The sequence below is a fragment of the Streptomyces sp. NPDC050423 genome, assembly GCF_040655445.1.
In the GTDB taxonomy this organism is placed as follows: Bacteria; Actinomycetota; Actinomycetes; order Streptomycetales; family Streptomycetaceae; genus Streptomyces.
The window spans coordinates 22,600-35,388 of record NZ_JBFAJY010000035.1 but is presented as its reverse complement, the minus strand read 5'-3'; the positions used below and the strand labels follow the sequence as shown (position 1 = coordinate 35,388).

The 12,789-nt window shown below is 69.1% G+C and carries 9 protein-coding genes; 5 read left to right on the top strand and 4 right to left on the bottom strand.

What is annotated here, in order from left to right:
- Nucleotides 1–182: 182 nt before the first annotated feature.
- Complete coding sequence (locus tag AB0I52_RS24165) at nucleotides 183–830, top strand: DedA family protein (protein WP_363075787.1); 648 nt, start codon at nucleotides 183–185, stop codon at nucleotides 828–830.
- Here AB0I52_RS24165 and AB0I52_RS24160 read toward each other — a convergent pair.
- Nucleotides 766–1,452, bottom strand: coding sequence for an asparagine synthase-related protein (locus tag AB0I52_RS24160; RefSeq protein WP_363075785.1), 687 nt, complete (start codon nucleotides 1,450–1,452; stop codon nucleotides 766–768). The two genes, AB0I52_RS24165 and AB0I52_RS24160, sit on opposite strands and share 65 nt — an antisense overlap.
- A 423-nt stretch (nucleotides 1,453–1,875) precedes the next feature.
- On the opposite strand from AB0I52_RS24160, the gene AB0I52_RS24155 reads away from it, so the two are divergent.
- The 3 genes from AB0I52_RS24155 to AB0I52_RS24145 all read left to right on the top strand — a co-directional run bounded on the left by AB0I52_RS24155 (nucleotide 1,876) and on the right by AB0I52_RS24145 (nucleotide 4,459).
- Entirely contained in the window at nucleotides 1,876–2,541 is a 666-nt protein-coding gene (locus AB0I52_RS24155; protein ID WP_363075783.1) for a DedA family protein, read from the top strand.
- A gap of 74 nt (nucleotides 2,542–2,615) precedes the next feature.
- Nucleotides 2,616–3,824, top strand: coding sequence for a sensor histidine kinase (locus AB0I52_RS24150; RefSeq protein WP_363075781.1), 1,209 nt, complete (start codon nucleotides 2,616–2,618; stop codon nucleotides 3,822–3,824).
- The gene (locus tag AB0I52_RS24145) at nucleotides 3,824–4,459 is read left to right on the top strand and encodes a response regulator transcription factor (protein WP_363075878.1); all 636 of its coding nucleotides are present in this window, start codon (nucleotides 3,824–3,826) and stop codon (nucleotides 4,457–4,459) included. Before AB0I52_RS24150 ends, AB0I52_RS24145 begins: the two co-directional genes overlap by 1 nt.
- 106 nt (nucleotides 4,460–4,565) lie before the next feature.
- Here the strand turns inward: AB0I52_RS24145 and AB0I52_RS24140 are convergent, their stop codons facing one another.
- Nucleotides 4,566–5,591 (bottom strand): ornithine cyclodeaminase family protein, encoded by a 1,026-nt coding sequence (locus AB0I52_RS24140; RefSeq protein WP_363075779.1) that lies wholly within the window; start codon nucleotides 5,589–5,591, stop codon nucleotides 4,566–4,568.
- Nucleotides 5,592–6,035: 444 nt separating this feature from the next.
- Between AB0I52_RS24140 and AB0I52_RS24135 the strand changes: the two genes are divergently transcribed.
- Nucleotides 6,036–8,693, top strand: a complete 2,658-nt coding sequence (locus AB0I52_RS24135) for an MMPL family transporter (protein ID WP_363075777.1) — start codon at nucleotides 6,036–6,038, stop codon at nucleotides 8,691–8,693.
- Between the two features lie 897 nt (nucleotides 8,694–9,590).
- Here the strand turns inward: AB0I52_RS24135 and AB0I52_RS24130 are convergent.
- Both AB0I52_RS24130 and AB0I52_RS24125 read right to left on the bottom strand, forming a co-directional pair.
- Nucleotides 9,591–11,027: an endo-1,4-beta-xylanase gene (locus tag AB0I52_RS24130; RefSeq protein WP_363075775.1), complete on the bottom strand. Its 1,437-nt coding sequence runs from the start codon at nucleotides 11,025–11,027 to the stop codon at nucleotides 9,591–9,593.
- 644 nt (nucleotides 11,028–11,671) lie between these two features.
- Entirely contained in the window at nucleotides 11,672–12,700 is a 1,029-nt protein-coding gene (locus AB0I52_RS24125) for a substrate-binding domain-containing protein (protein WP_363075773.1), read from the bottom strand.
- Nucleotides 12,701–12,789: the final 89 nt, after the last annotated feature.

Here is a 12,789-nt window from a genome sequence, read left to right as displayed (position 1 = left end):
CTGGCGTCAGAAACCAAACCGACCTGGCGGTGTTCGCGTCCCCTTGCTTCGCTTCCCATCCGCGCCCCGGCGTGGTGGTGCGCGTATGTCCGTATCCATCCGGCGAACCTACGGTTTTCCGCAGGGCGGTTCGATGGTTGGCCGCATAGTGCGCGGCCTCCCCCGCTCGTAGCGTGACGTCCATGATGGATGCGATCAATGGAGCGGAGCCGGCCGGCGGGGTCGCCGGCTGGGCCGTCCACCTCATGGAGACCCTCGGTGCGCCGGGTGCGGGCCTGACCAACGCCGTGGACACTGTCCTCCCCTTCATCCCCAGCGAGGTCGTGCTCCCGGTGGCGGGATTCACGGCGGGACAGGGGCGGATGAGCCCGGTCGCCGTGATCGTGTGGACCACGATCGGGTCGGTCGTGGGGTCGTTGGTGGTGTACCTGGCCGGCGCGGCCCTCGGCCGCGAGCGGACCCGACGGGTCATGGTGAGGATCCCGTTCGTCAAGGCCCACGAGATCGACAAGGCGGAGGCGTGGTTCGCCCGCCACGGCGGCAAGGCGGTGTTCTTCGCCCGCATGGTGCCCGTGCTCAGGAGCCTGATCTCCGTGCCCGCGGGAATTGAACGTATGCCGGTGGCCACCTTCATCTGGCTGACCGCGATGGGAAGTCTCATCTGGAACGCCGTGTTTGTCATGGCGGGATTCTGGCTGGGGGACAACTGGACGCTGGTGGAGGAGTACGGCGGAATGGTGTCGAAGGCGGTGGCGTTGCTGGCGGTCATGGCCATCGGGTATTTCTTCGTCTCCCGTATGTCGCGCGCCCGGGGCCGCCACCGTATGTAACCGGCCGTAGTCCTTGGAGGAGGGACGGGGAGCCGAACAGCGGCAGGTTACCCGCCGGGAAGGGGCTCCCCGGATCGTCCGCCTGCCGGGCCGGCCACGGTCCGTACGGGCGGTGCTCGGCCAGGGCCCGCATCGTGCCGCCCAGCGGCCGGCGCCGCAGCGCCCGCATCCCGGCGAGGTGCTCGCGGGCCAGTGCGGGACGCCGGCGCATGAGGTCGTGCAGGTAGTTCGGCTTGACCGGCAGGACCTCGTCGCCCCCGTGTCCGGTCAGGTGGACGACCGCTCCCGCCTCGCCGAGCCGACGCGCGGTGTCCTGCAGCCGGGCCACCGGACGGATCCAGCGGGTGGGCTCGTCGAACCCGGTCACCGGCTGGGCGATCCGCTCGAACATGTCGGGGAGTTCGCCCGGACGGAACACGGTGTGCGTGACATGACCGCCGTTGAGCAACTCCTGTGCCCGCGCCGCCCGGATGTGGTCGTCGTGGGTGGGGTCGGCAACACCGATCCGTACGGTGACGAGCTTGCCGTCCGCGGCCTCGGTCGCTCGGGAGGCCAGGAAACCCATGGGGGTGGAGTCGAGACCGCCGGACAGGTCCGAGCCGATCGTCGCCCTGGTGCGCATGCGTTCTCCGCGGCACATGCTGCCGATCGATCGCCGATGAAGCGAGGTTGGCGCGGCGTGAATTCCGGGTCCAAAAGAAAACGGGATGCTGGCACCTTGCTGCCAGCGGGGCAAAATGCTGTCCATTTCACCGGCAGGTCAGTCGCGGCCGAGCGGCAGGATCTTGCTGGGGATACGCCGGCTGACCGTGAACCGCCCCGATACGGTGACCGCGCACGGGCGCGGCGCGCGGTGACCCGCGACGGCTGCGGTCTCCCGGTACCGAGGCTGTGCGGCCCTGCGGTTTTCCACAGGGAACGAGGTGCGGAGAACCCCGAAACTTCGAGGGCAATCCGCATACCGGCGTTGATCTGCGCTTTCTACCGTGGTGAACAGAGCGCGGCAGGCAGCCCGCTCCACCGTCCCCGTGACCCTGGAGCTCTCATGGATCTCATCACCCTCGCTCTTGCCCAGGAGCCCGCCGACGGCATCGCGGGCTGGGCGGCCGACCTCGTGGACAAGATGGGCGGCCCCGGCGCCGGCCTCGCCATCGCCCTGGAGAACCTGTTCCCGCCGCTGCCGGGCGAGGTGATCCTGCCGCTCACCGGCTTCGCGGCCGGTCAGGGCGTGATCAGCCTGGCGTCCGCCCTGTTCTGGACCACGCTCGGCTCGGTGGTCGGCGCGGCGGTCCTCTACTGGGTCGGGATGCTGTTCGGCCGCGAGCGCATGTACGCCATCTGGGGCAAGCTCCCGCTGGTCAAGACGTCGGACCTGGAACGGACGGAGGCGTGGTTCGGGAAGCACGGCACGAAGGCGGTCTTCTTCGGGCGCATGGTGCCGATCTTCCGCAGCCTCATCTCGGTGCCCGCCGGGCTGGAACGCATGTCCATGCCGCTGTTCCTGCTGCTGACCGCTCTGGGCAGCCTCATCTGGAACTCGATCCTCGTCATGGCGGGGTACTGGCTCGGTGACCAGTGGGACACCGTCGAGACGTACGTCGGTGTGCTGAGCAAGGTCGTCCTGGTCCTGGTCGTCCTCGCCCTGGTGCTGTACGTGGCGGTCAGGGTCCGCTCGCGCAACTCATCGGCACAGCACGAGCGTTCCTCGTGAGCGTCGCCGCTCCACCCCTGTCCCCCCGGGCAGCGCTTTGCCCCGGCTGCGCGGCCCGGGTAGGCTCGCTGACCGTGCAGGGGGATTCAGCAGACGTCACTGGTCACTACCTTCACTCCGCACCGGGCCCCGCGCCCGGCGAGGTGGCGCGGGCGCCCTTCGCGCTACCGCGCAGGGCTGCCGGGCTGTTCGTCGGCTGCTGCACGGCCCTGGTCGGCTTCCTCTACTTCCTCACGGTCGGCACGGTGCTCGGCCCCGCGCTGCTGTGGCCCCGTACGCGCCGGAACGCGCTGGTCGTACTGACCGGCGGCGCCCGCCGGCTCACCTCCTGGGAACGCTGGCGGCGCTCGTTCTTCTTCGGCGACCGTTTCCCCGCCCGCCACATCGCCGGTCAGCGCATCCTCCGGTACCTCGCGACCCGCACCTACGTCGGGATGCTCACCAGCATCGTGACCGGACTGCTCCTCTTCGGCGTGGTCCTGGCCGGGCTGCTGCTCGGCGGGGTGGTGCGCGGCACGCTCAGCTGGCAGGAGCTGCTCACCCAGGTGCTGCTCGGCAGTGTGCTGCTCTTCCTCGACGTGCAGGGCCTGTTCTCGCTGGAGGCGTTCGACGCGCGCCTCGCCCGGGAGTGCTTCGGCCCCTCGGAACGGGAACTGCTCCAGCAGCGCATCGATGAACTGGCCACCAGCCGGGCCGCCGTGCTGCAGGCCGTCGACGCCGAGCGCCGCCGGATCGAGCGCGACCTCCACGACGGCGTGCAGCAGCGCCTGGTGGCCCTGGCCGTGCTGCTGGGCCGTGCCCGCCGGGGCCGTACGCCCGAGCAGGCCGACGCGCTACTGCTCCAGGCGCACAAGGAGTCGCAGGAGGTCCTGACCGAACTGCGGGAGGTGGCCTGGCGCGTCTACCCGACCGCGCTGGACAACCTGGGCCTCCAGGAGGCGCTGGGCGGTGTCTCCGAGCGGTGCAGCATCCCCATTCGGATGGATCTCGGACTGACCGGGATGCTGCCCCCTTCGGTCGAGACCGCCGCCTACTTCGTCGTCTCCGAAGCCGTGACGAACGCCGCCAAGCACTCGACGGCGAGCGCGATCTCCGTAGACGTCCGCCAGTACCCGGACCTCCTCGTCGTCCAGATCGAGGACAACGGCGTCGGGGGTGCGAACGCGGCGGGCAGCGGGCTCAACGGGCTGGTCAGCCGGGTCGACGCGCTCGACGGACGCCTTCATGTCCACAGCCCCTCGGGGGGCCCCACCAAGATCATCGCGGAGCTGCCGTGCGCGTAATGCTGGCCGAGGACTCGACCCTCCTGCGGGAAGGGCTTGTTCGCCTGCTCATCGAGGAGGGCCACGACGTGCGCGCGGCGGTGGGGGAGGCGGAGAGCCTGCTGCGGAGGGTCGAGGAGGAGCCTCCGGAGATCGTCGTGCTGGACATCCGGATGCCGCCCACCCACACGGACGAGGGGCTGCGCGCGGCGATCGAGGTGCGCAGGCGCTGGCCGGACATCGGCGTCCTCGTGCTCTCCCAGCACATCGAGCGCAACTACGCCGCCCAGCTCTTGTCCGCGAACGCCGAACGGGTGGGCTACCTGCTCAAGGACCGGGTGGCGCAGGTGGAGGAGTTCCTCGACGCGCTGGACCGTATCCACGGCGGCGGCGTCGCCATCGACCCGGAAGTGGTACGCCAGTTGGTGTTCCGCACCACGCACGTCGACCCGCTCGCCCGGCTGACCCCGCGCGAGCGCAGTGTCCTTGAGGAACTGGTGCAGGGGCACACCAACGCGGCCATCTCCGAGAAGCTGCACATCTCGATGAGCACGGTCGAGAAGAATCTCAACGCCATCTTCGACAAGCTCGAACTCCCCCGGACCACCGGCTACAACCGCCGCATCCTGGCCGTACTGCGTTACCTGGAGTCCTAGGGCCTGTCGTGGGGCCTGTCCGGCGGATCAGGGCCGGACAGGCCCCAGTTCGTGTCCGTGAAGTCCCGTCCGCCCGGCGTGCGGTGTCAGCGCACGAGGCGCCCGTTCACTGGAACGAGTAGGGGTTCAGTGCGTCGTCCGGCAGGTGTTCCACCTGCACGCGGTCACCGATGCCAGCCTCCTCCGCGAGTTCGAGCAGTACGTCGAGCGCGACGTGGTCCTCCAGTGCGAAGCCGGTCGAGTCGAAGACGGTCGTACGGTCACGGTGGAGTGCCGCGGCCTGCGGCTCGGCGCACAGGGCCATCAGGTCGGGGCCGAGGTCGGCCTCGTCCAACTGCTGGCACTCGCCCTCGCGCAGCGCCTGTCCCCGGTGGTCGGGGGTGACGAAGGCCGACTTCAGTACGGCCCGCGGCACCTCGAACTTGCCGATGAGGTCGGCGCCGATCGCGTTGACGTGGACGTGCGGCCGCAGCCGCGTACCGTCCAGGACCGGTCCCTCGCCGACACCGACCGAGGTGACGGTGCAGATGATGTCCGCCGCCTCCTCCAGCTCGTGGAGCGGCACGGTGCGGACATCCAGGCCGAGGAAGTCCACCCGGTCCGCGAACGACCGGGCGTGGGCCGGGTCGATGTCGTGGACGAGGATCCGCTCCAGCGGGAAGACCCGGCTCAGCGCGTGCGCCTGGGTCACTGCCTGGGCGCCGGCACCCACGAGCCCCAGGGTGCGGCTGTCGGGGCGGGCCAGCAGCCCGCTGGCGATCGCGGAGGCCGCCCCGGTGCGGATCGCGGTCGGCAGGATGCCGTCGCAGACCGCGAGCAGGCGGCCCGTCACATCGTCGTAGCGCGTCAGAGAGCCGATGATCGTCGGCAGCTGGAAGACGGCGGGGTTCGACGGGGTGTAAGCCACCGTCTTGATCGTGACGGAACTGCCCGGATCATGGTGCGGCATCCACTCCAGGACGGCCGTGTCCCCGGGGCCGCGGAGGAAACCGTCCCGAGCCGGGGTTATCCCCTTGTCTTTTGCGGTGAACGCCTCCCGCAGCCGGACGATTATCCGGTCCATGAAGTAGTCGCTGCCATTTTCCTTGATGATTTTGGCAACATGTTGCCGGGTGAGGATCGTTGTTTCCATTTTTCTCCCTCGACTGACAATGGGCCTGGCAATTTGATGCCAGCAAATTCCCGGGGGTCGTTCAGTGAGCTACACTCCGCGAGCGGCGCACATTCCAGTCAAGAATTCCCGATCAATTCGCGAGCGCCACCCATTTCGCACTCGAAGGTAACGGAACGAGTTTTGCCGGGTCAAGGTTTCTCGGGATCGCCGTGTTTCGTCCCGCCGAAGACTTTCCGGCGGATTACCGCAGGGGTGAACCTGCGGTTTCCCGTATATCGGCCGTACGGAAAGCAACGGGCACCTCGACGGTTTACCTCGTACACCGGAGACAGCGGCCCCTCTAGCGTTTCTTCCCGTCGGCCCCCGGCGTCAGACCGGGTCTCCGGACCGGGACCGGCTGCAACGGAAGGAAGCAAGGTGCGGAGGAAACCGGTGACGGTACGGATCGCGCGATGGAGCGCTTTGCACCCGTGGTCCGCGATCGGTCTGTGGACCGTGTTCGTCGCCCTGTGCCTGTTCCTCGGTGGTGCGGCCGGCACGAACGGGATCAGCGACGACGAGTCGGGAGTCCGGGAGTCGGGCCGGGCCGGCAAGATCGTGCACTCGGGCCACTTCACCGAGAAGCCCGAGGAGAACGTGCTGATCACCGCCGGGGACGGCGGGAAACTGGATCAGCGCGAGGCGAGGGCCGCGGCCGGGGAACTCACCCGGAGACTCAAGGCGCTCCCCGAGGTGGAGAGCGTGGGCAAGCCGGTTCCCTCACCGGGCGGCCAGGCCCTGCTCGTCCCCGCGACGATGCGCGGTGACACCGAGAACGCCGACACCCGCGTCCAGCCGCTCCTCGACGTCAGTGCCGCCGTCGAGCGTGCCCACGACGGGCTGCGGATCGACGAGGTCGGTACGGGCTCCACGGCCAAGGGCCTCACCGAGACCCTGGGGAAGGACTTCGAGAAGGCCGAACTGATCAGCCTGCCGCTGACGTTGCTCATCCTCCTGGTCGTGTTCGGCGCGATCATCGCGGCCGGAGTGCCGGTCGCGCTCGCGCTGTCCTGCGTCGGCGCCGCCATCGGCCTGTCCACGCTGGCATCCCACGTGCTGCCGGAGACGAGCGCGGTCAGCAATGTCATCCTGCTCATGGGCATGGCCGTGGGCGTGGACTACTCGCTCTTCTACCTCAAGCGCGACCGGGAGGAGCGACGGCGCGGCAAGTCGCACGCCGACGCCATCGAGATCGCCGCCGCCACCTCCGGGCACACCGTGGTGGTGTCCGGCACCACCGTCATCGTCTCGATGGCCGGTCTCTACCTGGCGAGAGAGGCGACCTTCGCCTCTCTCGCCACCGGCTCGATCATCGTCGTGGCGGTCGCCGTCCTGGCCTCGCTCACCGTGCTGCCCGCCCTCCTGGCCAAGCTGGGACGCTGGGTCGACCGGCCGCGCGTGCCCTTGCTGTGGCGGTTGACCATGCGCGGCGGCGAGTCGCGCGTGTGGCCGGCGCTGCTGAGGCCGGCCCTGTCCAAGCCGGCCCTCACGCTCGTGGTCTCCGGGGCGGCGCTGGTGCTCCTCGCCCTGCCCGCGATGGACATGAAACTGAAGCAGCCGGGCTCCGACGACCTCTCCCGCGACATCCCCGTCGTGCGGGCCATGGACCGGCTGACCCACGCCTTCCCGAGCAAGGGCACCGTTCACCAGGTCGCCGTACGTGCTCCCGCCGGGGAAGCCGGGGAGGTGCGCGCCGCGCTGAAGAGCCTGCTCGCCCGTACCGCGGACAACGAACTGTTCGCGCACGACGAGACACCGGCGATCAAGCAGTCGTCCGACGGCCGGGTCCACACGGTCGACGTGGGCACGCCCTTCTCGTCCAACAGCGAGGGCGCCAAGCGGTCCCTGGACGTCCTGCGCACCTGGGTGCCGCAGGAGACGGCCCGCGTACCCGACGCGGAAGCCGCGGTCGGCGGGAAAGTGGCGCAGAGCGTCGACTTCACGGGACACCTGGTGGAACGCATGCCCTGGGTCGTGGGCTTCGTCCTGCTGCTCACCTTCGTCGCGATGATCCTCACCTTCCGCTCCCTGGCGGTGGCGCTGTCCGCCATCCTCCTGAACCTGCTGTCGGCGGCGGCCGCCTTCGGCGTGCTGGTCTCCGTCTTCCAGCACACCTGGGCCGAGAAACTGCTCGACTTCCACAGCTCGGGCGCGGTCGTCTCCTGGCTGCCCCTGTTCCTCTTCGTGGTGCTGTTCGGGCTGTCCATGGACTACCACGTCTTCGTCGTGAGCCGAATCCGCGAGGCCGCGATCGGCGGCGCCTCCACGCGGGACTCGGTCCGTGAGGGGATCACGCGCTCGGCCGGCGTGGTGACGAGCGCCGCGGTCGTGATGGTCGGAGTGTTCTCCATCTTCGGAACGCTCAGCATGGTCGAGTTCAAGCAACTGGGCGTCGGTCTGGCCGCGGCCATCCTGCTCGACGCGGTGGTGATCCGGATCTTCGTCCTGCCGGCCTTGATGACGGCGCTCGGCAAGTGGAACTGGTGGCCGGGCGGCCTCCCCACCCCCCGCCACGCGCACGGCGGCCGGGCACCCGCCGCACCGCCCGCCGGGCCCGAGACGCGGCTGCCGGAACAGGAGCCGGAGTACGCCGGGTTCGCACCGCAGCAGGCGTACGGGTCCGTCGCCTGGCAGCACCAGGCGTACGGGCAGCCGTACGGGCAGCCCGCACCGGACGGGCATCAGCAGCAGCCCCCGTACCAGGGTCAGGCCCACAATCCGTACGCCCAGGACGCGCCCTGGGACCCGTCCCGCTCTCCGGAGCAGAACCCCGCCCCCTATGGGAACCAGGGCGCCGCACCACACGGCGCGTACGGGAACCAGGGGCAGGCGCACGGCGCCTACGGCTACCAGGGCGGAGCCCACCAGGCGTACGGCCTCCAGGGCCAGAACTACCAGCAGCCCACGCACCGTTCGCAACCGCAGGACCCGTCCGGCCGCCCCCACCCGCGGGAGCAGCCACGTCACCAGCCGTATCCCGGGGGCCTCCACTACCGGCGGCCCCCGTCCGAGCAGGCGGACGGCCAGGCATCCCCACTGCCCCGGCGCGAGCCTACGCGACCCGAGGACTATCCCCACTAGCTCCCGGTCCCTCAAGCGAGGAGGGAGGGTCGGCCGTCATCCCCTGAGCGGCCAGACCCTCCCTCCTCTTTCCACGTGGGCCGCGTGTCAGATGTCGCGGAAGACACCACACAGTTCTATGACCTGCGACGATACGCGGTTGCAGAGCGTTGACCTGCGTGGATCATCTTTCAGATGTCTCCCGCGCATGCACGTTGACGCGGCCGAAAGTCCCAGAGGAGTCCCAGGGGGCCCTGCAGCCGACGTCCGTTCTCTCTCCGGACTCTTCGGCCGTGGCCGTGCGGACCGGACCACCGGCATGGGGAAGGACTCCGGTACGGGCGTCCCGCTGCACTTTTCAAGCGGTGGCGCGAGCCGATCCCGGCCGCTGGCTCGTTGACGCCGGGGGTGCGGCCCACCAGAGCCACAGAACGTGGCGCCGGCCAAGCGCCTCTCGGCCTGGTTCCCCGTTCACTGACGTACGACGACGTGAGGGCCGGGTTGTGTGCCCGGCCCTCACGCATCCTGCTCAGGGCCGGACCGGGGCACAGGCGCAGACCGTGCCCCGTGCAGCGGGCAACTCCGCGATCCCCGGGTGGCCCTGCGGATCGGGCAGCGATTCAAGCAGACGTCGCCGGAACTTCTCCCGGTAGGACCCTCGGCCTCCGCCCCCGAGAGGCATCTCCGTCGGCGGAGCGGCTGACCAGCCGGGCGTGGCCTGCGGCGGGGTCGGCCCCCTGCCGATGTCCACCGTCGCCGCCTCGGCGGATCCCGGATTCACTGCGGCGAGCATGCCGTTCGCGAGGGTCGCCGCCACCACGGCGGAGACCTGGGCCCGTCAACGATGTCCTCCTGGAAGACTGGAGCCGCCGCACGCAGGCCGTCATCGGTTCGCCCTTTCGTTTGTGGCAGGTCCTCTCAGGTGCGGGTCCAGCGCTGGTTGCTGCCGTTCGAGCAGGAGTAGAGCTGGATCTGAGTGCCGTTGGCAGTGCCGGCCCCGACGGCGTCGAGGCAGAGGCCGGACTGGACGCCGACGATGGATCCGTCGGAGTTGACGCGCCACTTCTGGTTGTCGCCGCCCCAGCAGCTGAAGATCTGGACCTTGCTGCCGTTGCTCGTACCGGCGGCGTCCAGGCACTTGTCGCCGTATACCCGGAGCTCACCCGAGCCGGTGGCCGCCCACTGCTGGCTGGTACTGCTGCCGCAGTCCCACAGCTGGAGCTGAGTGCCGTCGTTGGTGCTGGCGTTGGGCACGTCCAGGCAGCGGCTCGAACCGACGCCCTTGATCTGTCCGGAATCCGCCGGGGGCTCAGTGGTGTCGCCGCCATTGAGTGCGTTGAGGACGGCGGAGTAGGCGGCTTTCTTGCTGCCGTCGTTGTTGAACAGCAGCGGCGTCTGCTCCGATCGCCAGGAGTCGCTGTCGCGCACACCCCAGACGGTGACGCCGAGGCAGCGCTCGACGGCCAGGCAGTCGTTGGTCACGTTGGCATAGGTCGTGGGCGAAGCGCCCTGGATGTCGAGCTCGGTGATGGCCACGTCGACGCCGAGGGCGGCGAAGTTCTGCAGCGTGGTGCGGAAGTTGCTGTTGTAGGGGCTGCCGCTGTTGAAGTGCGACTGGAAGCCGACGCAGTCGATCGGCACGCCGCGCTGCTTGAAGTCCCGGACCATGGAGTACATGGCCTGGGTCTTGGCCCAGGTCCAGTCCTCGACGTTGTAGTCGTTGTAGCAGAGCTTGGTGGACGGGTCGGCGGCGCGCGCGGTGCGGAAGGCGAGCTCGATCCAGTCGTTGCCGCTGCGCTGCAGGTTGGAGTCGCGTCGGGCTCCCGAACTTCCGTCGGCGAAGGCCTCGTTCACGACGTCCCACTGGACGATCTTGCCCCGGTAGTGGGCCATCACGCCGTTGATGTGGCCGATCATCGCCTGGCGCAGATCATTGCCGCTGAGGCTCTGCATCCAGCCGGGCTGCTGGGAGTGCCAGGCCAGGGTGTGGCCACGCACCTCCTTTCCGTTCTGCGCCGCCCAGTTGTAGACGCGGTCGGCGGAACTGAAATTGAACTGGCCCCGCTGTGGTTCGGTGGCGTCGATCTTCATCTCGTTCTCGGCCGTCACCATGTTGAACTCACGGTTCGCGATCGACGTGTACGTCGAGTCGCCCAGCTTGCCCGAGGCGATGGCGGTGCCGAAGTAGCGGCCGCTCTGCGCCGCCGCGGCGCCGAGCGTGCTCTCGGCGGCGTGCGCTCCGGGTGGCGCTACCAGCGCGGCGGCCGCACCGAGGACGCCGACGACCAGCGCCAACAGCAGTCTGCGAATCTTCCGACGGACAATAACGGGTCTGGGAAGGGCATAGGAGCCCATGGCTGTGCCTCCAAGGTGGAAATCACGGAAGGACTGAAGCCGTGCGCGGATCTGCCGTGCAGCACAGATTGCTGAGGCTGACGTTGTTCGGTATTTCGGACTACGGTCAGTTCTCAGATAGGGATGATTGAGGTATCGATGATGGGGCGTCAATACTCCACACAGAGAAAGTTTCGATCGACAGTCCGAAACTTTCTGGGATCCCGGCGAGTCGGAACGCAGCCCCGGCTCCGCCGTCGGCGGACGCCGTGGGGCGGTGCTGGGACGAGTGTGCGGACGCTGCTTGCTCGGCCTTCCTCGTTCGCGCGGGGTATAAGGTGCCTCCACCGCCGACGACGTGAACACCGTCCAGTACGACGACTGGGGCGGTGCCGACCAGCAGTAGCGGCACGTCAAGGGCGGTACGTCCCCGGAAGATCGCACGGGCCGAGGTTGGCGGCCCCGCCTCCGGCGGCGACCACGGCCTCCTGCCCCTACCGTCCTGGTCTGCTGACCTTGGGCCGGCGTGGCGGGCTCGGCGGAAGGTCGAGCCCGCCCGGGTCGCGCAACAACGTCAGCGCTCATACGGCGACGGAGCGCGGGGCGGTCGACGCTCACCAGCCCGACCGATTCGCCGACGCTGTCTGATACCCCCTCGCCTGCGACTACCTACTCGACGAACTCCTTTCGCCGGGTGGCGCCGTCGAGGCGCGTACCACGAGCTCGGTGGCGAGCTCGATGTGGTGGGACCCGACCTTTTCGCCGTTAGACAGGCGGAGGGCGGTGCGCAGCGCAGCACCGCCCATCTCCCTCAGTGGTTGGCGCACGGTGGTCAGTGGTGGTGAGGCCATCCGGGCGAGGCTCGTGTCGTCGAAGCCGACCACGCTCAGATCTTCAGGGATGCGCAGACCGCGGGCACGGGCGGTCTCGATGACACCGACGGCGATCTCGTCGTTGCCTGCGAAGACCGCCGTCGGTGCCTCTTGCAGGCTCAGCAGCGCTGTGGCGCCGAGCAACCCGGTCTCGTACGTGAAGTCTCCGCACCGGACGTAGTCGTCGGGCACCCGCACTCCTTCCGCCTCCATGGCGGCGCGGTAGCCGTGCGCGCGCGCCTGGTTGCAGACGGCCATGGCCGGTCCGCCGAGATAGGCGACGCGGCGGTGGCCCAGGGAGAGTAGGTGCTGGGTCGCGGTCAGGCCGCCGGTGAAGTTGGTCGCCCCGACGCTGTTGACCCGGCTGTCCGGCAGGTGCAGTGGGTCCAGTACGACCAGGGGTAGCCCGCACCGGGCCAGTTCGTTCAGGTGCGCTGTGGAGTACACGCTGGTGACCGCGATGACGGCGCGGCGCCCGGCTGAGACCAGATCCCTGGCCCAGTGTGGGGCACGGGACGCTTTGCTGATCACCACCGAGGCCCCCAACTCGGCTGCGGAGTCGATGATGCCTTCCAGGGTCTCGGCCACGTACGACTTGAGGTCGCCCTTGAACTGCACCTCAATCGTCGGGATTTCGGCGGCCTCGGTGTGACGGAACACGGGCGCGAGGTAGTGGTGCTGATGCAGTAGTTCCTGCACCCGGGTACGCGTGTGCGGCGCCACGTCACCGCGACCGTTGACCACTTTGGACACGGTCGCGACGGAGACCCCGGCCACTTGGGCGATGTCCGCCAAAGTGGTGCGCCTGGCGTTCGGTCGCATCGGTTCCTCTCAGTTGCACGTCCACCAGTGCGGTGAGCCGCCGGTCGGGCCGGCAACACGTCTGGAACCGGTCAACTCTACGGCAACCC

Coding starts and splice junctions, on each gene's coding strand:
- AB0I52_RS24165 (WP_363075787.1), top strand. CDS start 183: ATGATGGATGCGATCAATGGAGCGGAGCCGGCCGGCGGGGTCGCCGGC.
- AB0I52_RS24160 (WP_363075785.1), bottom strand. CDS start 1,452: ATGCGCACCAGGGCGACGATCGGCTCGGACCTGTCCGGCGGTCTCGAC.
- AB0I52_RS24145 (WP_363075878.1), top strand. CDS start 3,824: ATGCTGGCCGAGGACTCGACCCTCCTGCGGGAAGGGCTTGTTCGCCTG.
- AB0I52_RS24140 (WP_363075779.1), bottom strand. CDS start 5,591: ATGGAAACAACGATCCTCACCCGGCAACATGTTGCCAAAATCATCAAG.
- AB0I52_RS24125 (WP_363075773.1), bottom strand. CDS start 12,700: ATGCGACCGAACGCCAGGCGCACCACTTTGGCGGACATCGCCCAAGTG.
- AB0I52_RS24155 (WP_363075783.1), top strand. CDS start 1,876: ATGGATCTCATCACCCTCGCTCTTGCCCAGGAGCCCGCCGACGGCATC.
- AB0I52_RS24130 (WP_363075775.1), bottom strand. CDS start 11,027: ATGGGCTCCTATGCCCTTCCCAGACCCGTTATTGTCCGTCGGAAGATT.